The 23,144-nt window shown below is 60.9% G+C and carries 25 protein-coding genes and 3 pseudogenes; 5 read left to right on the top strand and 23 right to left on the bottom strand.

All coding sequences use genetic code 11. The features are described 5' to 3' along the window. Window positions 1–185 precede the first annotated feature (185 nt). The 15 genes from D6850_RS19120 to D6850_RS19055 all read right to left on the bottom strand — a co-directional run bounded on the left by D6850_RS19120 (window position 186) and on the right by D6850_RS19055 (window position 11,695). Complete coding sequence (locus D6850_RS19120) at window positions 186–1,265, bottom strand: TrbL/VirB6 family protein (protein ID WP_121169211.1); 1,080 nt, start codon at window positions 1,263–1,265, stop codon at window positions 186–188. Window positions 1,266–1,317: 52 nt separating this feature from the next. Then, window positions 1,318–1,683 (bottom strand): hypothetical protein, encoded by a 366-nt coding sequence (locus tag D6850_RS19115; protein WP_245964280.1) that lies wholly within the window; start codon window positions 1,681–1,683, stop codon window positions 1,318–1,320. Next, window positions 1,680–1,871 carry a DUF4177 domain-containing protein gene (locus D6850_RS19110; RefSeq protein WP_121169210.1) on the bottom strand — a complete coding sequence of 64 codons (192 nt, stop codon included), beginning with the start codon at window positions 1,869–1,871 and terminating at the stop codon, window positions 1,680–1,682. Before D6850_RS19110 ends, D6850_RS19115 begins: the two co-directional genes overlap by 4 nt. Further along, on the bottom strand, window positions 1,858–2,856 hold the full coding sequence (locus tag D6850_RS19105; RefSeq protein ID WP_121169209.1) for an ATPase, T2SS/T4P/T4SS family: 999 nt from the start codon (window positions 2,854–2,856) through the stop codon (window positions 1,858–1,860). The genes D6850_RS19110 and D6850_RS19105 overlap by 14 nt, the downstream gene beginning before the upstream one ends. A gap of 3 nt (window positions 2,857–2,859) precedes the next feature. Further along, on the bottom strand, window positions 2,860–4,248 hold the full coding sequence (locus tag D6850_RS19100; RefSeq protein WP_121169208.1) for a TraB/TrbI/VirB10 family type IV secretion system protein: 1,389 nt from the start codon (window positions 4,246–4,248) through the stop codon (window positions 2,860–2,862). Continuing rightward, window positions 4,245–4,886, bottom strand: coding sequence for a TrbG/VirB9 family P-type conjugative transfer protein (locus D6850_RS19095; RefSeq protein WP_121169207.1), 642 nt, complete (start codon window positions 4,884–4,886; stop codon window positions 4,245–4,247). Before D6850_RS19095 ends, D6850_RS19100 begins: the two co-directional genes overlap by 4 nt. A 62-nt stretch (window positions 4,887–4,948) precedes the next feature. Beyond that, complete coding sequence (locus D6850_RS19090) at window positions 4,949–5,602, bottom strand: VirB8 family type IV secretion system protein (RefSeq protein WP_121169206.1); 654 nt, start codon at window positions 5,600–5,602, stop codon at window positions 4,949–4,951. Between the two features lie 12 nt (window positions 5,603–5,614). Continuing rightward, window positions 5,615–6,439: a type IV secretion system protein gene (locus D6850_RS19085; protein WP_245964279.1), complete on the bottom strand. Its 825-nt coding sequence runs from the start codon at window positions 6,437–6,439 to the stop codon at window positions 5,615–5,617. Further along, entirely contained in the window at window positions 6,439–7,548 is a 1,110-nt protein-coding gene (locus D6850_RS19080; protein ID WP_245964278.1) for a lytic transglycosylase domain-containing protein, read from the bottom strand. Before D6850_RS19080 ends, D6850_RS19085 begins: the two co-directional genes overlap by 1 nt. A 34-nt stretch (window positions 7,549–7,582) precedes the next feature. Then, on the bottom strand, window positions 7,583–7,750 hold the full coding sequence (locus tag D6850_RS19605; protein ID WP_166434138.1) for a hypothetical protein: 168 nt from the start codon (window positions 7,748–7,750) through the stop codon (window positions 7,583–7,585). Further along, window positions 7,747–10,110: a VirB4 family type IV secretion/conjugal transfer ATPase gene (locus D6850_RS19075; protein WP_121169204.1), complete on the bottom strand. Its 2,364-nt coding sequence runs from the start codon at window positions 10,108–10,110 to the stop codon at window positions 7,747–7,749. Before D6850_RS19075 ends, D6850_RS19605 begins: the two co-directional genes overlap by 4 nt. Next, window positions 10,100–10,378, bottom strand: coding sequence for a VirB3 family type IV secretion system protein (locus D6850_RS19070; protein ID WP_121169203.1), 279 nt, complete (start codon window positions 10,376–10,378; stop codon window positions 10,100–10,102). Before D6850_RS19070 ends, D6850_RS19075 begins: the two co-directional genes overlap by 11 nt. 12 nt (window positions 10,379–10,390) lie before the next feature. Continuing rightward, window positions 10,391–10,681 (bottom strand): TrbC/VirB2 family protein, encoded by a 291-nt coding sequence (locus D6850_RS19065; protein ID WP_121169202.1) that lies wholly within the window; start codon window positions 10,679–10,681, stop codon window positions 10,391–10,393. Then, complete coding sequence (locus D6850_RS19060) at window positions 10,678–11,292, bottom strand: lytic transglycosylase domain-containing protein (RefSeq protein ID WP_121169201.1); 615 nt, start codon at window positions 11,290–11,292, stop codon at window positions 10,678–10,680. Before D6850_RS19060 ends, D6850_RS19065 begins: the two co-directional genes overlap by 4 nt. A gap of 46 nt (window positions 11,293–11,338) precedes the next feature. Continuing rightward, the gene (locus tag D6850_RS19055) at window positions 11,339–11,695 is read right to left on the bottom strand and encodes a hypothetical protein (RefSeq protein ID WP_166434139.1); all 357 of its coding nucleotides are present in this window, start codon (window positions 11,693–11,695) and stop codon (window positions 11,339–11,341) included. 201 nt (window positions 11,696–11,896) lie between these two features. Here D6850_RS19055 and D6850_RS19050 point away from each other — a divergent pair, with 201 nt between their 5' ends. Then, on the top strand, window positions 11,897–12,157 hold the full coding sequence (locus tag D6850_RS19050; RefSeq protein WP_121169214.1) for a hypothetical protein: 261 nt from the start codon (window positions 11,897–11,899) through the stop codon (window positions 12,155–12,157). Window positions 12,158–12,189: 32 nt separating this feature from the next. Here the strand turns inward: D6850_RS19050 and D6850_RS19045 are convergent, their stop codons facing one another. Next, window positions 12,190–12,513 carry a helix-turn-helix domain-containing protein gene (locus D6850_RS19045; RefSeq protein WP_245964277.1) on the bottom strand — a complete coding sequence of 108 codons (324 nt, stop codon included), beginning with the start codon at window positions 12,511–12,513 and terminating at the stop codon, window positions 12,190–12,192. 245 nt (window positions 12,514–12,758) lie between these two features. On the opposite strand from D6850_RS19045, the gene D6850_RS19040 reads away from it, so the two are divergent. Beyond that, window positions 12,759–13,013 carry a hypothetical protein gene (locus D6850_RS19040; RefSeq protein WP_121169199.1) on the top strand — a complete coding sequence of 85 codons (255 nt, stop codon included), beginning with the start codon at window positions 12,759–12,761 and terminating at the stop codon, window positions 13,011–13,013. 104 nt (window positions 13,014–13,117) lie between these two features. Beyond that, entirely contained in the window at window positions 13,118–13,870 is a 753-nt protein-coding gene (locus D6850_RS19035) for a hypothetical protein (RefSeq protein WP_425452418.1), read from the top strand. A 197-nt stretch (window positions 13,871–14,067) separates the two neighbouring features. Here the strand turns inward: D6850_RS19035 and D6850_RS19030 are convergent, their stop codons facing one another. The 3 genes from D6850_RS19030 to D6850_RS19020 all read right to left on the bottom strand — a co-directional run bounded on the left by D6850_RS19030 (window position 14,068) and on the right by D6850_RS19020 (window position 16,012). After that, complete coding sequence (locus D6850_RS19030; protein WP_121169198.1) at window positions 14,068–14,736, bottom strand: methyltransferase family protein; 669 nt, start codon at window positions 14,734–14,736, stop codon at window positions 14,068–14,070. Window positions 14,737–14,961: 225 nt separating this feature from the next. Continuing rightward, window positions 14,962–15,354, bottom strand: coding sequence for a c-type cytochrome (locus D6850_RS19025; protein WP_121169212.1), 393 nt, complete (start codon window positions 15,352–15,354; stop codon window positions 14,962–14,964). A gap of 118 nt (window positions 15,355–15,472) precedes the next feature. Then, complete coding sequence (locus D6850_RS19020) at window positions 15,473–16,012, bottom strand: sigma-70 family RNA polymerase sigma factor (protein WP_166434137.1); 540 nt, start codon at window positions 16,010–16,012, stop codon at window positions 15,473–15,475. Between the two features lie 883 nt (window positions 16,013–16,895). On the opposite strand from D6850_RS19020, the pseudogene D6850_RS19015 reads away from it, so the two are divergent. Beyond that, window positions 16,896–18,005: pseudogene (locus D6850_RS19015) on the top strand (IS110 family RNA-guided transposase). Between the two features lie 471 nt (window positions 18,006–18,476). Here the strand turns inward: D6850_RS19015 and D6850_RS19005 are convergent. The 3 genes and pseudogenes from D6850_RS19005 to D6850_RS19970 all read right to left on the bottom strand — a co-directional run. Beyond that, window positions 18,477–19,503 (bottom strand): annotated as a pseudogene (locus tag D6850_RS19005) (IS110 family RNA-guided transposase). A gap of 305 nt (window positions 19,504–19,808) precedes the next feature. After that, a complete protein-coding gene (locus tag D6850_RS19000) occupies window positions 19,809–20,123 on the bottom strand; it encodes a hypothetical protein (protein ID WP_121169195.1) in 315 nt (104 codons plus the stop codon). 487 nt (window positions 20,124–20,610) lie between these two features. Further along, window positions 20,611–20,853 (bottom strand): annotated as a pseudogene (locus D6850_RS19970) (transposase-like zinc-binding domain-containing protein); the annotation flags it as partial. Window positions 20,854–21,179: 326 nt separating this feature from the next. Here D6850_RS19970 and D6850_RS18995 point away from each other — a divergent pair. Next, window positions 21,180–22,208, top strand: coding sequence for a phospholipase D-like domain-containing protein (locus D6850_RS18995; RefSeq protein WP_166434136.1), 1,029 nt, complete (start codon window positions 21,180–21,182; stop codon window positions 22,206–22,208). Between the two features lie 10 nt (window positions 22,209–22,218). Here the strand turns inward: D6850_RS18995 and D6850_RS18990 are convergent. After that, window positions 22,219–23,144, bottom strand: a 926-nt coding sequence (locus tag D6850_RS18990; protein ID WP_206019335.1) for a PRC-barrel domain-containing protein, incomplete at its 5' end; no start/stop codon positions are given.

The following is a 23,144-nucleotide window of genomic DNA, read 5'->3' as shown; positions in this document are numbered from 1 at the left end:
AGAACTCGTAAAATAACGCCACTTGCGCCTCTTGCTTCGGTCCCAGCATCGCAGATCCCCCCGCTTCACTACCAAAAGTGAATCAGCGAACAGGCCCCAAATCAACAAGAGTTTTTCAACAAAATACTCGGGTCGGCCAGTCTGGCGATCCGTAGGTCTCTAGTGCCGGCACAAAAGTCCGAAGGTTAACGCCTGCCCAGTCTGCTCAACCGCGCAAGTTGCGCCAGCATGCGAGTGCCGGTTCCGGAGGACGGGCTGGCAGGGGCTGGCGTTAATCCTCCAGCAGAATTCGGCCGGGTTGGAAGTGATTGAACGCCGAACAACTGCCGTGCGCGGAGCGCGGCATATTCTGCTCCGGTAGCACCCCCGATGGCGTATCGGTTGTAAACCTGCCGACTGCCGGCGAGACCCCGGGCGAATGCATAGCTGCCGCCAAACCCTGCCGAGAGCGCCGGCATCATGATGTTCCCGGAGACTGCCCGGACGATGAACGGCGTAGCGAAAAGGAAACCCTTGGCCATGAGGACCATCATGAAGAACGGGATAAGGGCTCCGATGTTCGATGCGCCCTCGGGATCTTCAAGCTCAGCGAGAAGCGCGCGCGAGACTCCTGTGATGGTTGCGAACACGCCCGCGACCACGATGGGGTACATGGCGAACGAGATGAGCGCCGACAGCCATCGCGCGAAATAGTCCTTTGTGACCTCGAAGAGCGTAAGAAAAATCATCACCGGCGCCATGCCGATCAAAAGCGCAATCATCAACCGTGACGCGACGACGATGAAAGCGGCGAGCCCGCCGAGGATCGACAACATCAAGACTCCAAGCGTGTCGAGCAGCGCGCCCGCCATCCAATTGAGTTCGGAACCGGCTGCGTTCAGATAATCTCCTAACGATGCGATAAGCTGGTCAAACTCTTCGGCGAATGTCCCCGACGGCCCAGGAGTACCGCCACCGACAGACGCGACAAGCGACCCCGCAATACTGTCGATCCCGCTCAGAATTGCCGCTGACAGCGCGTTGAATTGCACCCAATTGGTCGCAAATATCCCTATCAGCCCCACCTTCACCGCGAGCCAGAATGCAGTTCGGCCATCCATGGCGCGGTATTGATAGATCATGTTGATGAAGACGAGTGCAACAACAAGCGTCGTTCCGAGAACGAGCAACGTTCCCACTGTCGCAGCCACCGCGCCGAACTGGGTCTCAGCGGCCGTATCGAGATAGCCTTCTGCCGTTTCCACAAAATAGGTGACGACACTCATGTCCTGTTCCTAGCTCACCAGTTCCCGGCCTCTTCGCAGATCGGCATCGCCTCTATGCGAAATTCGTTGGCAAGACGTCGGTAGTCCGAGGTTGCCTCGACCACGTCCCAGTATTCAGCGGTGCCGTAGCGATCGAAGAAGATGGTCTCCGCCGCCTTCCATGAAGGGTAGCGGATGGGGCAGGCACAGTCTTGGCGGCGATGATTCGTTGCATGCTCTGCGCTCGATAAATCTGCTGCACCAGGAGCCTCTTGTAGGAATTGCGCACATCAATATCCTGCATCCAAACAGGTTCGGCCGGTTGCTCCGGGCAGACATCAGTCTGGTTTTCGAGTGTTGGGATCAGGTTGCGTTCCGCGTATACGAGGGTCGCCGCGCCGAACATAATTATGGTGGCGAACAAGCCGGCGCGTTTCATTTTGAAGCCTCCGTCTGCCGGGCACCAATTTCACGCTTCAAGAAGGTGGTGTAGCCGTTGTCCCCAGCTTCGGCTGAGATCACCTCCCACCCATTTGCCCCGTGCTCGTTGAGGATGCTCCGCATCTTATCGTAGTCTCCGCGTTTCTTCACTTCAAAGAACAGGATGTCGTATTCAAACTGCGTCACGGGAATTGCCTCCACTGAGTTCGTTGCCTGGCAGATAAAACTCGGTGATCCCGCGCGCGCCGCCCTCACGCCCGGCCTGGATGATCACGTCGATTGAACTTTCAATGTATTGGATCATGTCCTGGTAGGTCATTGGAATCTCCGTCTTGAGGGCGGCGATGGCGAGGCGCTGGACTGCGAGTTGGGGGGTTTCGGCATGCAGCGTGGTCATCGAGCCTCCGTGTCCTGTATTGATCGCCTCGAGGAAGGTCATGGCCTCCTTGCCGCGGACCTCGCCGAGGATGATGCGGTCCGGGCGCATCCGAAGAGTGGCTGTCAGGAGTACGTCAGCGGTTTGGAACGTGGCATCGCGGTTTGCGATGAGCGTCACGGCGTTCGGTTGTGTTGGCAGCAATTCCGCCGCCTCTTCGATCGTGACGATCCGCTCATCGTCGCCGACGTAGGAGAGGATCTTGCGGGCCGCGACGGTCTTGCCGGTCGAGGTGCCGCCGGAGACGATCATGTTGAGCTTGTTTTCGACGCAGAAGCGCAGGGCGTCGGTGATGACCCCTGAAGTCACGACCTCCCGCAGCGCACGGTTCTTCTCCTCGCGCAGTTCCTCCAGCTTACGCTCTTCGCCGTAAAGATAGCGCAACTCGATCTCGTCGAGCGGCAGGCTTGAGAAGAAGCGCAGGCTGATCGACATGCCGTCAAGTACGGCTGGCGGCGTGATGACCTGCGCACGGATCGACCGGTCCCGATAGGTGATCGAGACCGAGACGATGGGCTTGTCCTTGCTCATCGTCGTGTTGGCGCTGGAGGCGATCTGGTTGCCGAGGTCTTTCACTTCGGTGACTGTCAGGCGCTGCCCCAAAGTCCGCATGAAGTGATCGCCCTGGAACTCGCCCCAGCAGGAGCCGTCGGGATTGATGCAGATCTCGATCACGTCTTCGCGGGCGGCGTCCTTCAGCTTGTCGAGCGAGGCCTGGAGATAGCTCAGCGTCATGGCTTAGAAGATCTCCAGATCGCGATCGACCATGACGGTCACGCGCGCGCCCTGGTCGACATAGATGACGGGGCCAATCGAAAGGTATTCGCCGATCACGCTATCCGTGGCGTCGGCCAGATCGTCGCCAACGTCTTCTAGGACATCTGCGGTCGCGTCGTCATTCACTTCCGATGCCGCCACACTTGGTGCGGCAGAGATGATCGAGATCAGCGCCGCGGACCCGAAACGCGCGCCAAACCGCGTGTCGACGAAGCCGGTGACGCCGGAGCGACCGAGTTCATCGCCACCGAAGGAACTGATCCGGATCGTCTGATCGGTCGGCAGGATGATCCGGTCCCAGGCAATGGTGACCCGGCGCTGCGCGATTTCGATGCCGGAGCGATAGCGCCCGATCAGGCGCGAGCCCCTTGGGATCAACAGCCGTGTGCCGTCATAGCTGAAGACATCCTCGGAAATGATCGCGCGGGTCTGGCCGGGCAGGGAGCTGTCGAGGGCGGTTTCCATGACGGCCTGGATCATCGTGCCCTGTATGACGGTGTTCGAAGGATTGGCGATGACTTGCGCCTGGGTAACTTGGCTTGGAAGCGCGCCGTTCAGCACGAATTCCGTCACCTCACTGAGCCTGCGTCCGGTAAGTTCGGTCTCGCCCGCGTTTGCGCCTCCCGTACCACCGAAGGCGATGACCGGCGACGTGATCCGACGTTCCTGAAACGCGCGTTCCTCCTCCGCGCGCCGCTGGAGTTCCGCCAGACGACGCGCCTCTTCCTCGCGGGCGAGCCTTTCCGCCTCTCTGGCGCGCAATTCATCCTCGCTCGGCCCAAGCGGCGCAGGTGTTGGCGTGTTGGCTTCCAGTTGGGCCAGTTCGAGATCCATCCGCAGTTGCTGTAGTTCCCGGTCGCGGGCGGCAAGCTCGTCGCGGAACTGTTCCTGTGCGTCTTGCGAGGCTGTCTGCAGGGCGGCGATCTGGGCGGTGAGCGCATCGATCGCCTCGGCTGCGGCGGTATCCTCCTCGACAACCGGTTCCGGTGCGTTCCGTAGTTCCTCGATCTGCGCTTGCAGCGCTTCGAGTTGAGTAAGCAGGTCGGCATTTGGCTCGGCAGGGTCCGGTTCGACGAGGACAATTTCGGGGTCTGGGGGAGGGGGTGGCACGAAGGGTTCGATCTCGCCGAACCCGTCGCCTTCGGCCTGGAACTCATCCGGGGTGGCCGTCGGGAGTGCGATTTCCTCTTCGGGCTGCGAGAGAAAATAGAGTACGGCACTGCCGACAAGGATCAGCGCAACGATCAGGAGCGCGAGGAGCGGCGAGCGTCGCTTCGGGGGGACACCTCGGCGCGGGCCGCCCTGTTCGAGTGCGGCCAGACGCTTTTCGAGATCGGCACCGTTGCTCATGACGACACCCCCGCTGGTGGCGTTGCTTCGATGCAGACGACCTGATCGCCAAGCCGGAGCACCCATTGGCCATTGACGCCGGAGACGCGAACCACGCCGTCGTCCACGGCTCCCGTGTTGACAGTCCGCTCGCGCCCGTTCGCATAGCGGAAGATGGCGGGGACCGGCGCATTGCGCGGGAAAGCGAAATAGGTGAACGTCCCATCGTCCCAGACCCGCGTCGGGGTGAACTCGGTCCGCGCGCTGGCCCCGTAATTGTGGTTCGGCGCGGCCCGCGCGATCGCATTCGCCGCCCGGCGGTTGTCCTCGGGGTAGCGGAACTGGACGACATAGAAGGTGGGACTCGAGACCTCTTCGACGTTGAAATAGTAGCTGCGACGGTTGGTGTAGACCGTCACGTTGGTGTGGACGCCGCGGGCGAGGGGTTTGATCGCGAAGGCGCGACCACCCGGCACGCCGTCGATCTCGAAGCCCTCGGTGTCGCCCGCGATGATCGAACGGATGCTCTCGCCTTCACCAAACTCGATCGTCGTGACATGGGTGAGCGAGACGTTGAGCCGAAAGACCTGGCCATCCTGATAGGTGGCGATCCGGACGCGCCGGTCATTCGACCCGCTGCGGGGGATCGCCTCGGCCATCGCAAGGGCGGGTACCAAGCCAAAGATAACTAAAAGAAGGCATAGAAAACGCTGATGCAAATTCAGTTCTCCAATCTGTCCGAACGGATCGCATATTCGACGACGGTGAAGCCGAAGGGGTTGGTCCAGACCTGATCGATTGAGCGGCTTTCTTCCGGGCGGAACTCGAAGAGCAGCGTGGCGGTAAAGAGACCCGCCTGAACCCCGTTGATCGAGGTCAGGCGTTTTCTGAGACGCACGGTTGCCCGGCTGTTGCTGATCAGGTTGATGCTGAGGATCTCGACATCGAGACGGGCGTTCGGCCCATAAACGGTCGGCGGATAGTCCGCGTTGGCGGAATTCCAGATCCGGCGCAGCGAGGCCTGTGCCGCCCCGTCCGAGCGCCTGAGCACGCCGCGGATACGGACATCATTGTCGAGTTGGTTGTAGACCTCGCGGTCAGTCACATAGCGGAAGACCTCCGCTTCGATGATCGCACGGTTCTCGGTGACGGTGGTGGCCCCGACAGAGGCTTCGGGCAGCGCGAAGCCGGTCGCCGGATCGTAGGGTACGACGACGGGTGGCGGATCGACGTCGAGGATCGCAACGGCGGCGGCGCTTAGGCATCCAACTATGCCAAAGATCAGGCCGAACAACCCGAGGCGCTGCCAGAGCCGTTCCCGGCGCAGCGCACCGTAGACGAGTTCCTCTTCAATGATTTGGGCTTCAGAATCCAAGTCCGGGTATCCTTAGTCTGCCCGAAGTTCAGGGAGGGTGAACTCCATGAAGCGCTGCTCTTCGGCGATCGTGGCCGCATCGATCACCCCTCCGGTGCCGTCGCCAACCGTCTGCACCGCTTCGAGCTGCCACATGGCGACGAGCGCGATGGCGAGCTCGGCCGTGACGCGCGTATTGAGATCGACGCTTTCCTTCAGCTCATCCATGTCGTCGATGAGGCCGACCAGCCGATCGACCCGCTCCAGCGACTGACCGGCATCGTCGTAGCTGTTCTGGGCCGCGGCTGAGACGAGTGCCCCGGTTGTGGCCTGGGTCGCCACCCGTTCCGCTCCGGGATTGCCGCTGCGAGCCATCTCGCTCAGGGTATCTTCGTCGAACCCGAGATCGGCCAGAACCCGGTCCATCTGGGTTTCGATCTCGCTGGCGCCCGATCCGCTGAGCCCGGAGAAGTCGCCGGTCCTGATCGCGCGGATCGTGGCCTGGATGTCACCGAATTCCTGGTCGAGAAGACCGTTCAGTTCCTCTTCCATCTCGGTCCGAATGATTTCGGGGAGTTCGGCGAGACGCGTCAACGCCTCATAGGTCCGTTGCATCTCCGCGAGCTGGTCGGTGAGCGTGGTCAATTGCGCGCGGAGTTGAGTGAGCTGCTCGTTCTGCAGGATCTCGTCCTCGATCATCTGCCGCAGCTGCTGGATGTTCTGGGCGATGTTTTGCGTGTCGACAACCGGGACACCCTGTGCCTGTGCCGTGTCGGAGACAAACGTGCCACCGAGAGCGATCGCACCGACCAGCGCGGTCGTGCGCAAGAAATTCGGGAGATAGTGCGGGCTGGGCATCAATCCAAATCCTCCAATGTAAATTCCATGAACTCGCTTTCTGCCATCCGCGCGGCGGCCTGGGCGAGTTGGGCGGCGGAGAGCGGCTGCGTCTGTGCGGCTTTGAGACGAATCCGCGCCGCAATGAGCCGGACGAGCTCGGCGCGGGCATAGGTGTTGAGCGCCATGCTCTCCTGGATGTCTTGCGTTCCGCCGATCCTGACGACGATGTCCTGGATGCGCAGCGCCGCTTGCCGGATCGCAGCGGGCGAGTTGCTGCCATAGAAGGCGGCGCCAAAGCCCGTCAGGGAGAGGTTGGAATTGGCCAGGAGTGCCGGGTCGATCGTGCCGAGCGCTTCGATACCACCAATGCGTGTCAGGTAGAGATTGTAGCGCTCGGGAATGACCTGGACGTAGTGTTGGGTCTCGGCGAAGGGCGGCACGCCGCCATATTCAAAGACGCGGCCGGGTCCGGCATTATAGGCTGCGAGCGCGTTGATGATGTTGCCGTCGAAGGTGTTGAGCTGTGTCGCGAGATAGCGCGCGCCGCCTTCGACCTGGAGATAGGGGCTGTCGTAATACTCCGGGTTGATGCCGAGATCGCTGGCGGTGCCAGGCATGATCTGGGTGAGACCGAAGGCCCCGACGGGCGAGCGCGCCCCGATGGAAAACCGGCTTTCCTGCCAGATCAGCGCCTGCAGGAGGGCGCGCCACTGCACGACCGACAGACCCGCGCGACCGATCCCGGGCCGCCCATGCGTGGCCCGGGCGACCCGGATGATCAGCTGCTCGATGTTCTCCGCCGCGTCTTCGAACATCTGCGCACCGCCGGGATTGGGATCGATGTCGCCCGAGCCATAGACCGCTTCGACGGCCCGTTCCGCGTCGCCGCTGCCGGCTTCAAGACCTGAGACCATGCCCGGCAGGCCCTGACCGCCGAAGCTGGTCTGCGCGTCAAGGATGTTGCGCAGCACGGCGAGCTGTTCCTGTTCGATCTCGGTGAGGAGCTCTTCGACCGTCAACGTCTCGCGCTGGACGGCCAGATCGGCTTCGCGGTCGCCGGTCTCGACGATATCGCGTACCGTCAGGCCGTTGTCGTTGACCGGGACGCCTTGTGCAAAGCCGGTCACAGGCAGCAGAAAAGCTATAAGGATATGAGCGAGCCTATACTTCAATGCCGCCCTCCGGCGTTCCAATAGGTGTGAAGATACAGTCTGGCTCAACGGAGGCTACCGAAGCACGGAAGGCAAAACAGTTGGCTTCCGGCTCCTGATACTGCGCGCAGGACGCCAGTGCGCCGAGCGCGGCAAAGAGGACAATAATGCGGGTCATGAGAGTCTCCAGAAGTCGGGGCGGGTGCGATAATCGGCGCCGACCAGCGCCTCGCCCTTTTCCATGCCACCGAGGATGGTCAGATAGGGGCCGAGTGCTGAGAGATCGGCATCCACGACCACCGAGCCGGTATCGTCACGGATCAGCGCGAGGCGGCTGGCGCTGCCGGTGTTCAGGAGAACGTCGAGTTCCTTCTCGAAGAGGTTCAGCATTGCGTAGTCGGATGCATGCGCCCGAATGTTCGGCAGCAGGATCTGCGTCGGTACTGCTTCGATAATGGTCTTGCCCGTTCTCGTGCGTTCGAGCTGGCTCGCGTATTGCGTCATCATCACCGCGACGGTGTTCTGCTTTCTTGCGGTCACCAGCCAGTTCGACAGACGCTCCGCGAAATACGCGTTGTCGAGCGCCTTCCAGGCCTCGTCGATGACGATGATCGTCGGGCGGCGGTCTTCGATCTCGCGCTCGACCCGGCGGAAGAGGTAGCTCAGGACCGCCATGCGCTCTCTGTCGCTCTCGCTGTCGAGGATACCGGTTAGGTCAAAGCCGACGACGTCACCCTCGAGCGAGAACGTGTCTTCAAGGCTCTGGCCAAAGATCCAGCCGTAGCGGCCGTCTTCGATCCATTCGAGCAGCCGCTGGTGCAGATCGCCATTATCGTCGGTCGAAACGAAGAGCGATGCGAAGTCCTTCCAGTTCCGGAGCTCAGGGTTGGCTGCAGATGCGTTCTGGCGCACAACCTCCTGGATGCGGTTGGTCTGGGCCGGTGTCAGCGGTTTGTCGGCGCGATGGAGCAGCGAGGCCAGCCAGTCCGAAAGCCAAGCCGTCCCACGCGCGTCGATCTCGGTCCAGAGCGGGTTGAGGCCGGTTGCCTGGCCGGCTTTGATGGATGCATAACGCCCGCCATTCGCGCGCACGGCCATTTCCATGCCCTGCCGGTAGTCGAAGACGAAGATGCGTGCGCCCACGCGCCTCCCTTGCGTCATCAGGAAAGCCGACAGCACTGATTTGCCCGATCCGGGCCGCCCGAGGATCAGGGTATGGCCGCTGGTGGGTTCCTTTTCCGGCGCGCCCTGCTCGTGATAGGAGAACCGATAGGCGCTCTGCTCCGGCGTCGGGAAGAGAGTGATTTCCTGGCCCCAGGGGAGCTGATGCTTGTCCTTGCCGAGTTGCGTGCGATGCAGCGCCGCGAAATCCGCGAAATTGCGATTGGTGACGGCACTGGCACGCACCCGCTTGGGCTGGTTGCCGGGATGCTGGCTGAAGTAGTGGGACTTCGCAGCCATTCGCTCGCCAATCACCTTCACGCCCTCGGCGGCGGCGGCGTTGACGATCTCGGCACCTAGGGTTTGGAGCTCATTCAGGCTGTCGCAGAAAACGGTGACGACCATGTGGTGTTCACCGAAGCTCTGGCGCTTGGCCTCGAGGTCATCATGCGCGATGTCGAGCGCTTCGAGCAGCGACAGGGCTGCGTCCTGGGAGGCCTGCATCTGGCGTTTCTGGCGCTTGATCCGGCCCGCCATCAAGTTCGAATTGATTGGCGTGAAAGAGTGGGTGACGATCATGTCGACCGGCAGGTTCAGCATGTCGAACATCGTGCAGTTCGTCTGCTCGGAATACTCGCCGATGGTGAAGCTCTTGCCGAAGCGGTGTCCGACGACGCCGTCCGACAGTTCGAAATGCTCGTCGAAGAAGGTCACGCGGGTGTTGGCGACGTTGTAAGAGAGAAACCCGTAGCGGTTGGCTGGATAGAGCGGCAGTTCCTGGCCGGTGTTGAGCGCCCCTAGGAAGCCGATGAGTTCACCTGATTGCGCGGACAGGAGACGGGGCTTGAGATCGGCCAGGCCGGAGGTGAACACACCGACCGCCTCCTTAAGCCGTCTTACCCGCTTCTGGGTTTCGTCTTTGAACCGCCCCGGTGCGCTGCGGTTTACAAAGCCCAGGAAACTCTTCGGTGGCGGGCGGTGGATGATGGTCAGCGTCAGGGTCTTGTCGCGCAATCCGCTTGAGCCGAGTTTGCCACGCCACACCTGGTCAACCGCCGACGCGAACTCATCCCCCTGGACCGGGAGCAAGTCGGGTGTGATCGCCTTTGAGACCTTGTGGACGTAGTAACTGAACTCGGGGCCGAGCTGTGCGATGATCCGTGCGAAGAGCGCCGTCACCTTGTCGAGATAGGTATCATCTGTCGTGTAGCTGTTCACGCCGCTGAGGCGAATGCACTGGAAGAGCTCGTTGACCCGTGTCCGGACCGTGTGATCGTCGACCAGGCTGACGTAAGGAAGCATATGTGCGAGGCGCTTCTCGCTGGCATGCCAGTCCGGCATCAGGGTACGGGTATCGAACGTCTCGTCACGGGGCATAGCTGTCGCCTCCATGAATCCTGCGGTTCCGCGTCGGCGGGGTTTCCTGCAACGCCGTCATCATGACGTCGATGAAGCGTGGATCCCAGTCTGCTGCTTTCCAGAGGACGGGGTAGAGCACGGCCGCGATGCCGAGTACGATAAGGTGCTGGATCCACACGAAGAGAAGCACTGAGCCGAAGAGCCAGACCATGGCATACATGATCGGCAGGCCGAGGAGCTTCGGCGGGCGCACGAGGCCCAGAAAGAGAGGCGATCGCTCGGCCAAGGCCTTGGTCCCTCAGGCGCCGAAGACGGCGGCGACGATTGTGGGGGCTGCGGCGACACCGGCGATGCCGACGAGCACCCAGAGGGCCTGTCGCAGGTCGATGATGTTGAAGAACCAGCTCAGGAAGATTCCGAGGACGGCGAGCGTGGCGATGACCACGCCAAGAGGGCCAGTCAATGCATCCACGATCCCCTGCAGCAGGTCCTGGATCGGGGAGAGGTCGATGCTCTGTGCCAGCGCGGGCTGGGCTGCGACAATCAGCAGTGCGGCGAGTGCGACGAAGAGGGACTTGGGCGGCGTCATGAATTCTTTCCTTCCAGCCGGTTGAAGACGGCCAGCACCCGCTGGACGTGGTTTTGGGTTTCTCGAAACGGAGGGATGCCGGCATGGCCGCGTACGGCCTCGGGTCCGGCATTGTAGGCAGCAAGCGCCAGTCGCGCATCGCCGAATTCCGCCAGCATCATCGCGAGGTAGCGCGCGGAGCCGTCGAGGTTCTGCCGCCAGTCGTCTGGATCTACGCCGAGAAATGACGCGGTCTCGGGCATCAATTGTCCCAGACCGATGGCCCCGGCACGGGAGACTGCACGAGGGTTGTAGGCGCTCTCGATCTCGATGTTGGCGCGATAGAGGGTCAGCCAGTCGGTGACCGTGATGTCGGCTGCCCGAAGGCCCGGATGGCTCGCGTAGCGGAGACCGGTCTCTTCGATGGCCGCGAGAATGTCCGGGCGGGGCGTACGGACAGTCGGGGCAATGGTCGCGACCGTCAGGTCTTCAGACTGTTCGGCACCTTCCCCGAAAATGCGAATCCCGGCTGTGGCTGATCCCTGGCCGATCCCGTCATTGTAGTTGCGGGCGAAGGTGTCCTGCGCCCGGCTCGGCGATAGCGAGCCGTCGCTTTCCATAACCAACACCATCTGTGCCGAGACTGGGGATGTGAGAAGGAATAAGGCTAGGGCGACGTTAAGTCTTGCGTGCGGCCACTTCTTCGCTGGAAAGTTTGTGCACGGTCCGCTTGCCTTCCTCGAGCGGAATGTCCGCGTGAGAGAAGCCGATCCCCTGCAGGAAGGAGATGACCCCGGTGACGGTCTTGATCTCGCGGATCTTGATGTCGTTGCGGGATGTGCGTGTCCTGGCCGTGACCAGAAGCTTCTCCACACCGTCATCGCTGACAGCGCGCAGAATCCAGACCCCGTGCCAGTTGGGGCCCTTCTTGTAGGCGTCTGCCTTGCAGACAACTTCCACGCGATAGCCGCTGGCGGCCAGATCGCGGAATCTGGGTTCGGTGACCACATTCGGTGCTTCTTTTTCTAGGTCCATCACCCGGATCACGTTCTCCAATTAGGCGAATGACCAGGCAACAGGTGTTGAAGCCCAGACATACGATGCTATATTATCAGCCGCAAGATATAAAAACGTCGTTGCAGCTGTAGTGTGATTGCGCAGGTATTAGGCACGTCCGTGGCATCTTTCAAGGTTTTAAGGGGTTTGGGTAACCAGGGGTTGTGTGCCTCTCTTGGGATGCGGGCTATATTTTTGCTGGTCTTCTTCGCGAATCCGGCCATCGCCGAATCTTGCCTCGCGCCGCAGCGCCCGTTCTTGCCGAGCGATCCACAAGCCGCACGGGAATACGCCGACATCATCCGAAACGACTTCGAGCTCTACATCCGCGATATCCAGAGCTACTTTCGCTGCCTTGACGATGAGCGGGCGCGCGCCTTCGAGGAGGCGCGCGAAGTCAGCGAGGAGTACGGACGATTCCTGGGATTGGTTGAGCGATAGCCTCTGCTGTGCAACTCATCCAACCGGAGGTCTCACGATCTGGGTTTGAGCAGTTCCATCGGCTCGATGCACAATGCCTTGGCGATTGCCTCGATCATATCGACCGTAGCTGCATGCTTCGCGTTCTCGATCTTGCCGATGTAACCGCGATCGATGTCTGCAAGATGGGCAAGCCCCTCCTGGCTGATCCCTTGAGATCGGCGAACCTCCTGTATGTTGAGACCAAGTTGTATCCGCAGCTTCATGCCAAAGGCAGAGCCACGCTGTAGAGTATTTAGCCACGCAATATATTCTACATTCGGGTCATAGGCTATTGTCTTCCAGTGAAAATTTTCCGATTTGGCGTGAAGCGCCATATTAGGCGAGTGAATCAAGTCGAATGCACGTGGTGGTTGGAAGTGGACGGCGCGGAACTCTATTATTCAAATGCTTACCGGCGCTGCCGATGCTGGAAGTAACATAAGGTTGATTATCGGATTTCATCAAGAACCCTCGAGTACCCCCTTCCATTGAGCTGAAACCGTTCCTCAACCACTTGAACATGACGACAGTCAAGGATCGCAACGACGCCCGGGCAACGGGCATGGAAGCGGAGTGAACGGTGACGCAAGTTAACGAAGAAGCCGCGGCCATTGCTCGGTTGCTCGGGGATGACCGGAAACGGATCATCGGATGGGTCTATCTGTGGAACACTTCGGAACTGTCGATCCTTTGGATTGACCGATGTCGATCAGCCAAGGTTATCGAGCCTCCATTGAGCCAGGACACTTTGGCGAAGGCCAAGGCCGTGACTCCCGACGCGGTGACGGATCTCCTTGAAACGCTGTCGACTGCCGGCCAGGAAGGCTCACTTTAGCGGGTTCCCCGCCAACAAACCCCTTATCCGATAATATATGATGCGTGACAAAAGTATAAAATCGTTGCATAGTGGTGACTTACGAAACCGTTGGACACCACGCCATGCCCAGATTTCTTGCCCGTTTCGCTGCCATATTCGTCGTCGCTTCCGTGTCTCTCATCGGAACAGCTGACCGGCCTCATGCGCAAACCTACCCGATCGATTGCGCCATCCTGCTCTGCCTTTCCGGGGGCTGGCCGGCATCAGTACCCTGTTCTCGCGCTCGCGCCGAATTTATTCGCAGGATCACGCCCTGGCCCGTCGAGCCCCCGCTTCAGATCTGGCGCTGCCCAATGGGAGCGTCTTACCAACAAGATGACAGGAGCAGTTTGGGAGGACGGATCTACGACATCCTGTTCGATGGCACGCGCGGACCCCTGCCCCAGTTGTTTCCGGACACTTCGCCCCCAGACGCCGAGGCGGTGGTGCCTGCGGTTCTTCGTGGAAATGGCACGGAGCATGGACAGTTGCCGGAAGGCTTCGCGCTTCGGTTGGTTCAGGATCGCGCCGACATCGATATCAGCGGACCGGAGTTCAATTTCGTGCGCTCGATTCGTGTCTTTGACGTGCGCTACGCCCGGCAGCACGAATCCGGTCGTGATGGCAATTGTAATCGAAACGCGGATGTTGTTCTCGGGACCTATGGGACGCAAGGCGACTTCTCATGGCAGCGATCGTCCCCGGGTTTTCTTCCGGAGGCACATGTCGGGCTCGAAAGATGGGGAGACCACTGTCCGAGTATCTATCACCGGTCGGTGTTCGTCGATTGGCGGGACTATGAGGGCAATTATGGTTTCGAACAGGTTAATTACTGACGCTGACTCTGTGTAGGCCCAACAGGCCCGAACGTATTTGGAGACGTTCCGAAACATATAGCGAACGGAGCATTTGTTGACCCCACCCAAACGTCACCCCTCAGCTTCAGCAGGACTGGGACACTTTGAGGCCGACACCGTGGATTGTACTGCCAGCGATTTTCTGAATGCCACGGGCGACCGCGACGAATGCGTACTCAAGCTGTATCGTCGTCACCGTGCTCTCGTGAGGCATCCGCGAGCTGACGCCACTGACCCCAGCGAGGGATGAACATCGGTACCCGTCGTTGATAGTCACGGTAGGCGTGGCCGAATCGGGCCAAGACCTGCTTTTCCTCGCGGCGGGCCAGCCAAGTATAGACCAGGACAACCACGGGAAACAGGCCGACCGAGAACAGCGTAGGCCAATGCACCACACCTTCGCCAAACAAGGCAATGAATAGCCCGGTGTACTGGGGATGGCGCACGAACGCGTATAGGCCATCGGTTACCAGCCGGTCTTGCCCCCGGGCCTTATGAACCTGACGCCAGCCTTGGATGAAAATGCCGATGCCGGTAAAGGCGAGCGCGTAGCCAAGTAGCATCGAGATCAGCATGCCGGTTTCGCCCAGTCCGACCAGTGTGGACCAGAGACTCGCGCTGACATAGTCGCTGTCGAGGCCGAAGAAACGCACCAACAGATAGATTGTAAGCGGAAAGCCATACATCTCCGCATACAGTGCAATGATGAAGGCCTGCACCACGCCTGCGCCAGCCCATTCGCGCCAATTCTTCGGTGCAAAATAGCGATAGAAAAACCAGGAGATCAGCACGATAACAATGAGTGCTATACCCCAGGCACCAGCGTGGTTGAACGATTCGTTCATTACTCAATTCCTTGTAGTGAAATCCACTCGGTCGCGTTGATATGGCCCGCCCGGCGCCGGTATTTTCATGGCTGATGCTGACCTCGCCGGTCGGCGCTGTCGGATTGATCGCGCGGTCGCAACCTCGATGCCTCCCGAAAGGGAAAGGTGACATTAGGCCACCAGCAAAAGAGGCTCCGCTGCATCTACGATATCAAGCCAGACGTGTTGCCTGGATTTGATGGCTTATTCTTCCCTGTCGGGAAAAGTCTCGAGATAGGCGATCACGTCCTCGACTTCCTCTTCCTTTCGCAAACCGGCAAAGGTCATCTTGTTACCAGGAATGAATTCCCGAGGCTTCCTGAGATATTCGGCGAGGGTCTCATGGGTCCAGATCAGCCCTTCTTCACCAGCCTCGGTCATGGCGTCGGAGTACTTGAAATCCTCCAGAGTCCCCGCCTGCCGCTCGATAATACCGTTCAGGATTGGACCCACACGGTTCTTCGCATCTTCGCCAACCTGATGGCAGGCTTGACATTTTCTGAAGACTTTCTTGCCCTCCTCGGCATCGCCATCGGCAAATGCCGGAGTTGAAAACGCCGCGAGCGCTGCGACGCCTGTGAATATCTGTTTGATCATTGTTTTCTCCTCGTGATCAGAAAAGTCGGCCATATGATCTTTCGGCTGTCATTCTTCACCTCCAATCATTCTGACGCTATAACTTCGGTTCCGTTACAGCTTACAGCCCGCCGCAGCCTCAAGTCAGGTTCGCGCTGTCGTGGAACTCTTTGCGGCGATGCTCGATCTCGTGCCGCAGCGCCCGGCGGGCGCGGTGCAGCCGCACGCCCACGTTGTTGGAGGTAAGTCCCAGCTCCGCAGCAACACGCTGACGCGATGTCTCTTCAAGATCCACGCGGCGGATTATCTCGCCGTATTCCGGCTTGAGCGCCGGCAACAGATCGCGAATATAACCGCACGCGGAAAGCTCGTCCTCAGGCCCGGGGGCGACTTCGCTGCGGGGTTCGCGCGCAAAAGCAGTCTCTCCCTTCTGGCGTGCGGCACGGCGGCGATAGTGGTCAGTCAGCGTATTCCGCAGGATCCGGCCGAGCCAGGCATCTACTTTCTGGCTCTCCTCCAGGCTGTTCGCGGCGCGGAGCGCCTTGAGGGAGAAATCCTGCAATGCATCCTCGGCGTCCTCGGGGCGGGCGAGACGACGACGGAAGAAGCCGAAAAATTCCTGCCGACATTCGACGAGTCGACGGTCGATTGCGTTACCCCGATCGCGTGGGGCGGTCATATATGGTTGTTGGTGTGACGTTGTAAACATAATGGAGTCTCCGGAGCGCAAAAAATGGCAGAACGCTGGTGTCTGACGGCGCGCCGAAGCGCCGTCAGACACCACTCAGACGCGCGCGGAGAAGCGAGGGGGGCGGAACTGGTTGTCGGCCGGTTCAGAGGCTGGGAGAGGTTCGGTATCGAGGTGCTGGAGGGTTGAAATACCAGACGGTACGGGCTGCGAACCGACGATCGGCACGATGGCCGCACATGAGCCGGTCGTGTGGCAATGCGCAGGGGCCGGGGTGGTGTGCCGAGCATAATCGACCCGTGAATGGCCGCGGTCCTTCGTCTGCTCGATCGTCAGGTCCGGTGCCGCAGAGACCGATATGTCGTGATCGGTATGAAAGAGACCGCCAAGCAGCAACAGCAGACATAGAAAAATTGCCCGACTCCACGCTACCGCCTGGTCGAATGAAGTCTGCGTCTGTCGCTGGAGACTGGGCATTATATCTACGTCAATGTGTTTGCACTCCCACGACGCAGGACTTTACGCAAAATACGCTTCGACGCAAGTCAGTCGGCCTTGCATGCTGCCTTGAGTGCGCTGCATACGTTCGTTCCGATAAAGTCCGTTCCAGACCATCATTTGGGGTTCGGACGCTGAGACGGTATGCGGTAGATGCCACCGTGTTGCGACTGTTCCAGTGTTTGGACCCAGCACGCCTCAAACACCGGAAGCCCGAACGGAAACCTGACCTGTGTGCGTCTGACTTGCACTATTCCTTAGACCCCATGATCGCCGTGTGAGCTGACTGGTTCGGCGGCCTCTCCCGCGGCATTCTCCGTTCGAGGGTTGCGCCAGATAGGCTGGCACCGAGCCTCAAGAATGGGGGAGAGACCACATGCAGGATAGCACATTCATCGGACTTGATGTCCACAAGGCCACGATTTCCGTCGCCGTCGCGCAAGGTGAGCGCGGGGGCGAAGTGCGCCATTGGGGAAGGATCCCAAATCGTCCGGACCACATCAGCAAGTTGGTCGAGAAATTGGGTGTTCACGGATCTCGTTTGAATTTTTGCTATGAGGCTGGTCCATGCGGCTATGGTCTGCACCGCCAGCTGGTCGGCTTGGGGCATGACTGAATTGTGATCGCGCCGTCACTCATTCCGGTGAAGGCGGGTGACCGGGTGAAGACCGACCGCCGCGACGCGGTGATGCTGGCGAAGCTGCATCGGGCGGGTGAGCTGACGGCAGTCTGGGTGCCAGATGCCGCCCATGAGGCGATGCGCGATTTGGTCCGGGCGCGGGCAACAGCTATGCGTGTCACAGGTAAGGCCCGGCAGCATCTACAGGGATTTCTCTTGCGGCGTGGCCGGATCTATCCGGGGAAGAAGGGCTGGACAAAGGCCTATCGGCGCTGGCTGACGACGGTTCGCTTCGAGCACCCGGCGCAGCAACTCGTGCTTCAGGATTATATCCATGCCGTGACTGACGCCGAGACCAGGATCGAGCGGCTGACCGGGCAGATCGCCGACCTTCTGCCGGACTGGAGCCTGGCCCCGGTGGTGGAGGCAGTCTAGGCCATGCGCGGCGTTGCCTTCATCGTCGCCGTGACAGTGGTGGCCGAGGTCGGAGACTTCCACCGGTTCGACAATCCGCGCCAACTGATGGCCTATCTCGGGCTCACGCCATCCGAACATTCCAGCGGCGCCAGTATCCGCCGGGGCGGTATCACCAAGGCAGGCAGCAGTCTTGCGCGGCGCGCGCTGATTGAGGGGGCATGGAGTTACCGTATGCAAGCGCGCGTCAGCCGCAAGCTTCATGACAGAATCGAGGGTCTGCCCAAGGCCGTTCGTGACATCGCTTGGAAGGGGCAGTTGCGGATGTGCCAGCGCTACCGCCATCTGGTCACCGCCGGTAAGGCGAAGGTGGTCGTCATCACGGCCATCGCTCGCGAGATGGTCGGTTTCATCTGGGCTATCGCCAAAGCGGTGGCGCCAGCCCCGGCCTGAGCTGACGGCGCCCGGACTAAAGAAAGGAAAAGCCGCCGATCATGCCGATGCGCGAGGTTGGGGGCGGAACGCGGTGGGGAACCCTCGTGCCCTGTTATGAGCCGACGAAGTCGACGCTCGCCATTTAGAACGAGGCAGCCCCAAGACGAAACCACGGTCATGCGGTAGCCAACCCGCGTATGAGAGCTTGCTCAACCGTCGTCTCAGTTCCGCCTCCTACTACTACAGATGGAGTTGTCTAATCGCTTTTGTTGCGTCAAGTCCTGAACGTAGAATGCGCGCCTGCCGGATGCATGGTTGTCTCCGCGGTCGACACGCAGTCGCCGCATGATAGGGCTTCGCGGGAGGAGCCTTCAATGTGGTTGGCGACTCTGTCTAATCAACGGTGCAACCCCATCAACGGAATGGCTCGGCCCACGTCCCGGCAGGGACACCTCAAGCGTTCGGAATGTGAACGCTATCCGCCATGTGTTATGTTGCGGCTCCTGCTTGCGGGTCGAAGAATTCGCCCGTCTTGAGCATCGCGTGCATGATCACCGCAAGTTTGCGGGCCACGGCGACAGCGGCTCGCTTGAAGCCGATCCTTTCGCGAAGCCCGAGCGCCCATATGCGCAGGCTGCTTTCAGTTGAGACGCGTGTCAGTATGGTCGCCGCAGCTCTCGTAGAGCAGCCATCGCAGATTCCGGTCGCCACGCCGGGAGATATGACCGTCATAGTCAACCTCTCCCGATTGATAGCGGCGCGTTGTCAGACCGACCCAGGCCCCGACGGATCGTGAGTTTTTGAAATTGTCCGGGTCCTCGATGGCGGCGGCGAAAGATGTCGCAGTGACCACTCCGATGCCCGGGATAGACATGAGGAGGCGGCAGCCCTGGCTTTGGCGTGCGGCCGAGACGAGCCGGGTCCCAAGCTCGGCGGCACGCATGCGAATGCCGTGCCAGGCCTCCAGCAACGGCAGAACGATGGCGGCCAGTTCTGCCCGATCGGCCAGAAGATTTCGGACATTCCTCTCGAATTTGCTTCCTTTGCCCGCGGGAACGAGTAGGCCGAATGTCTTCATGACACCTCGGATCTGGTTTGAAAGCTGGGTCGCCATCCGGATCAGCTGGTGACGCGCGCCGACGAGCGTACGTGTCAGCATGCTATCAAACCCTTTCACGCGCACCTCGCGAAAGAACCCGACTTCAGCAAGATGCGCGAGGCCGTCAGCGTCGTTCGCATCGGTTTTGTTGCGCGCCATGTCGAGCGCGGCTTTGGCGTGACGGGCATCGATGCAGATCGCTGGCACGCCCTTGGCGCGCAGCGCGTGATAGAACCACACCGACAGCGGCCCGGTCTCGAACACAACACGCCTTGCCGCCGAGGCCCGCTTGCGAATGGGCGCTGCAATCGTTGCCGGGTCAGTGATGCACTTTCCCCGCCAAACTCGCTGGCCACCGCGGCGGATTGAAACCGCCGTCTCTTTCATAGACACGTCAAGACCAATATATTCTTCCATGGCTGTTCTCCATTCGATGCCTGGGCCCGACGTCAGGTCGTGAGCCCGTATTTCCATCTTATCGGGGAACAGCCACTCTCCAAGATCCAGGCTTGCTGCCGGGGCGACTCGCTCCCGCGATTACCCCATGTGGTTGCCGCCAAAGGATCAGTTCGATCCTGGCTGTGAGAGAGATGACCATCACCTGTTTCGATTCCGTTTGCTTCCGGCTGGGCGTTTCTCGTCCCATCATGTAAACTGGGTGTTGATCTCTGTGTTGCTGACGAATGCCACAAGATTTCAGCGGAACGGCATGGCAGGCGGTGTCAGCAAACCGTGTTGGCGCGAGGGCCTGAAGCGAGCAGCAGCCTGAGCGCATGAAGGTAGGAGCGGTCCGCGTTGTTTCGGGCGGCATGCCATCGCCCGTAGGCTGCAAGGTTCTTTGAGGCGGGTCCGCAGAAGGGCTGCATGAAGGCGCGGAAACGGCTGATCAGGGCGTTCACGGTGTTGATGTGGTGGCTGCGCGGGGTGCGCTTTGTCCGCCGCCCTGCGTTGAGCGCGAAGTGCGGGATGCGCGCGTCCTTCGCGATCCGCTCGTAGGTGACGAACCCGTCCGTGCAGAGCATCGCATCCGGCGCCATTACAGGCAACAGGGCACCGGAGATCGCCGCTTGGCCCGCGTCGGCGATGGCCTCGAAGGCTCGGTGGCCATCGCGATCGGTTGTCGCGAGGAGCTTTTTCTCCCAAGCCCGCCAGCCCCCCGGAAGGCGCTACCGCCGAACCGCCCCTACGCCGATAGGCCCGCCACCTCAGGCGCGGCGGCACCGGGTGGTTCACGGGGTCACGCCGGTGCCTGACCCACTCCCTCGACCCCTTTCGGCTCTCGCGTTGGTGGGCTTCGTCGGCTTCGACGATGCCAGCAAGGGTGGCGTCGGGCTCCGGCTTCAGAGCGCCGATGATCGCCATCCGCCAGCGCCAGATGCTGTGACGCGACGCACCCAGCACCTCGGCCCCGCGGCGGCAGGACATCGGCTGCGGCGCCTCGATCATGTCACGCGCCAGCGCGACCACCAGATCGGGGCGGTGAACCCGGGCCAGCGGCGTGCCGCTGCGGCCTGACCACGTCACTCCGCACCCCGAGCAGTTCCATCGCTGTGCGCCTGTTCTGGTCCGACCCCACCGGGTGCGCGCGTCACCCCCACAGCGCGGGCAGGACGCCGCCGGGCCACCAGCATCGGCCCGCGCGTCGATCTCCAGGACCGCCGCGGCACGCTTGCGCGCATCTGCAACGAGCCCTTCGGCCTGGCGCAGCTCCTGCGGGGTCAGGCGGGCAAGCAGACGCCCGAATTCAGCCGGATCGAAGCGGGGCATGGCGGGTCTCCTGGAACTTCGGAAGCCTCAGCATACCTCACTGACATATCAGAACAAAGTGTGAACCAACACGCTTTGCTGACACCGCCGCATGGCATTTGTGCACGATGCACCTGATGCGCCCCCACGCCACCGACATTGCAGGCGACATCGGGGGAGGCTAGATGCAAGCGATGAGCTTTGCCAACTAAAAACGAGATGGGTATATGCAGAGCGGAGCTACCCCGCCAGGTACGCAAGCAGCTGCCGCCATCTGCGTTCCGGAACTCAGTGAGGGCCGGGGCGGGTTTCGGATCTTTGTCGAAGGCGATGCTCTTTTTGACGTAATGATCAAGGCGATCGAAAGCGCCCAGTACGACATCCGCATGGAATCCTACATATTCGCGGTCGACGAGATCGGTGCCCGCTTCGTTGCCGCGCTCGGGGCCAAGGCCCGTGCGGGGGTTGATGTTCGGCTGCACCTCGACGCCTTCGGCGCTGGCCAGCATGGCTTCCGGAAGGTCAGGCGTGAACTCGAACGCAGCGGCGTTCGGTTCCGTTGGTTCAGGCCGTTTCGCGCCCGATACCCACTGCGTTACCTCCAGCGCAACCACCGAAAGCTGTTGGTCGTGGATGGCCGGAAAGCCTTCCTTGGCGGCTTCAACATCCGTCGTTTGAACTCGCGTCGGCTGCATGGAGAGATGCGGCAGCGCGACACCCATGTGCGCGTCTCAGGCCCACTCGCAAGGCTTGCCATCGGACATTTCGACCGGCTCTGGCATGATACACACCAACTCCCGGCGAGCGCCATTCCCGAAGACCCCAAAAATATGGAGGCGTTGCTGGTGCCGAGCTACTCACGCCATTGCCAACATCGCCTCGCCTGTCTGCACGCAGGATTGATTGCAAAGGCCCGGTCGCGCGTCTATCTGACGTCGCCCTATTTCGGGTCAGGAATCATGGTCGACCAAGCGCTCCAAGCCGCCGCGATCCGCGGCGTGGATGTGCGGCTGTTGGTGCCCCGCAGGGGTGATCCGCTGGTTGCGGGCTGGGCGACCCAGGCAGCCTATGCACCGCTTCTGGCCGCGGGGGTGCGGATTTATGAGTATCTCCCACGCCAGTTGCACGCCAAGACATCAGCCATCGATACCGTCTGGTCGATCATCGGTTCAGCGAACCTCGATTACCTGAGCTTGTTCGTCAATCAGGAACTCGTGCTGATCGCACGCGATCGAACCCTGGCCAAGCAACTGCAGGCCCAATACATGGACGACCTCGCAGAGGCAGAAGAAATGACACTTTCCAAATGGCGCCGACGTGGTTGGCGCGCGCGCGCGCTCGAAGCGATTGGTTGGACGGTGCGACAGCTGCTGTAGCGTCGCCAACCTACGACTTGCCGATGACGTCCGCCCAGTACTCATCGAGGCTGTCGTGCCAGTCCTGACCGGAACTCGCTTCGAAATTGCTCCGTTTCACCTTCGGTGCCGCTGCAAAGGCTTCGAGCGATACGTCGAGTACGTAGATCTCATGATCGTCCGTGGCGCGCAGATCGGTCCAGCGCGCTGCGACCAGTTCCTTGCCCAGTCCAAGAAAACCCCCGCGAGCCACCAACACATAGGCGATCGTCTGCCGTTGCGGATCGAGTACGACATCCTCGATTTCACCCAACGTCGCATCGTCCGGTGTGCGGAGATCCGCGCCGATGACCACATCCGCACGCATCAGCCTGCCCATCTCGGTCACAGGTACAGCGTTTGCCAAATGGGCGCGCCGCCATGCAGTCCGCGCCTCGGGATCGTCTGCTTCAAGACCCACCAACTCCTCATGCGCCTCATAGATTTGGCGCATGGAGGCGAGCACCGTCTGGCAGGCGTCCTCGTCGCCTCTGAGCGCATAGACCCCGGCCGCGTCGCGCAGCGCCGACATCTGCTGGCGTGGGGTGCCGATCAGGCCGTAGCCCATCCCGTCGTAATTGGCGTAGCCCCCAGCATATCCGCCCGGTGCCAACACTCCGAATCCTGCGCGGGCCAATTCGTCCTCGAACGCCAGCAGGTCGCTCCGGCAGTGCTGGACCTCCTGTCCCTCTGAAACACTCGCGTCGGGAAGCGCTTCAAGATCCGCCGCGCGAACGGCGAATGGGAGACTCGCCATCGAAACGATCACCGTAGATAAAAACAGCTTTACTGTAATCACCCGGTTGGCACCGCCTGCCACCGTTTGCCCGCACGGGCTAAGACACGTGCATAGCGACGTCGCAAACGACGTGTCTGAGACGGAGGGTGCATGCGAGGCGAGATTCTCGGGATTGAACG

The organism is Roseovarius spongiae (assembly GCF_003651245.1).
Classification (GTDB): Bacteria; Pseudomonadota; Alphaproteobacteria; order Rhodobacterales; family Rhodobacteraceae; genus Roseovarius; species Roseovarius spongiae.
Note: the sequence above shows the minus strand (reverse complement) of the source record. Positions and strands in the feature narration are given on the sequence as shown.

What these genes read in the sequence shown, in the direction of transcription:
- D6850_RS19120 (WP_121169211.1), bottom strand. Translation starts at nt 1,265, where the DNA reads ATGAGTGTCGTCACCTATTTTGTGGAAACGGCAGAAGGCTATCTCGAT.
- D6850_RS19115 (WP_245964280.1), bottom strand. Translation starts at nt 1,683, where the DNA reads ATGAAACGCGCCGGCTTGTTCGCCACCATAATTATGTTCGGCGCGGCG.
- D6850_RS19105 (WP_121169209.1), bottom strand. Translation starts at nt 2,856, where the DNA reads ATGACGCTGAGCTATCTCCAGGCCTCGCTCGACAAGCTGAAGGACGCC.
- D6850_RS19100 (WP_121169208.1), bottom strand. Translation starts at nt 4,248, where the DNA reads ATGAGCAACGGTGCCGATCTCGAAAAGCGTCTGGCCGCACTCGAACAG.
- D6850_RS19095 (WP_121169207.1), bottom strand. Translation starts at nt 4,886, where the DNA reads ATGGCCGAGGCGATCCCCCGCAGCGGGTCGAATGACCGGCGCGTCCGG.
- D6850_RS19085 (WP_245964279.1), bottom strand. Translation starts at nt 6,439, where the DNA reads ATGCCCAGCCCGCACTATCTCCCGAATTTCTTGCGCACGACCGCGCTG.
- D6850_RS19605 (WP_166434138.1), bottom strand. Translation starts at nt 7,750, where the DNA reads ATGACCCGCATTATTGTCCTCTTTGCCGCGCTCGGCGCACTGGCGTCC.
- D6850_RS19075 (WP_121169204.1), bottom strand. Translation starts at nt 10,110, where the DNA reads ATGCCCCGTGACGAGACGTTCGATACCCGTACCCTGATGCCGGACTGG.
- D6850_RS19065 (WP_121169202.1), bottom strand. Translation starts at nt 10,681, where the DNA reads ATGACGCCGCCCAAGTCCCTCTTCGTCGCACTCGCCGCACTGCTGATT.
- D6850_RS19060 (WP_121169201.1), bottom strand. Translation starts at nt 11,292, where the DNA reads ATGGTGTTGGTTATGGAAAGCGACGGCTCGCTATCGCCGAGCCGGGCG.
- D6850_RS19055 (WP_166434139.1), bottom strand. Translation starts at nt 11,695, where the DNA reads ATGGACCTAGAAAAAGAAGCACCGAATGTGGTCACCGAACCCAGATTC.
- D6850_RS19050 (WP_121169214.1), top strand. Translation starts at nt 11,897, where the DNA reads ATGCGGGCTATATTTTTGCTGGTCTTCTTCGCGAATCCGGCCATCGCC.
- D6850_RS19045 (WP_245964277.1), bottom strand. Translation starts at nt 12,513, where the DNA reads ATGGCGCTTCACGCCAAATCGGAAAATTTTCACTGGAAGACAATAGCC.
- D6850_RS19035 (WP_425452418.1), top strand. Translation starts at nt 13,118, where the DNA reads ATGCCCAGATTTCTTGCCCGTTTCGCTGCCATATTCGTCGTCGCTTCC.
- D6850_RS19030 (WP_121169198.1), bottom strand. Translation starts at nt 14,736, where the DNA reads ATGAACGAATCGTTCAACCACGCTGGTGCCTGGGGTATAGCACTCATT.
- D6850_RS19025 (WP_121169212.1), bottom strand. Translation starts at nt 15,354, where the DNA reads ATGATCAAACAGATATTCACAGGCGTCGCAGCGCTCGCGGCGTTTTCA.
- D6850_RS19020 (WP_166434137.1), bottom strand. Translation starts at nt 16,012, where the DNA reads ATGACCGCCCCACGCGATCGGGGTAACGCAATCGACCGTCGACTCGTC.
- D6850_RS19000 (WP_121169195.1), bottom strand. Translation starts at nt 20,123, where the DNA reads ATGGCGCCGGATGCGATGCTCTGCACGGACGGGTTCGTCACCTACGAG.
- D6850_RS18995 (WP_166434136.1), top strand. Translation starts at nt 21,180, where the DNA reads ATGATCAAGGCGATCGAAAGCGCCCAGTACGACATCCGCATGGAATCC.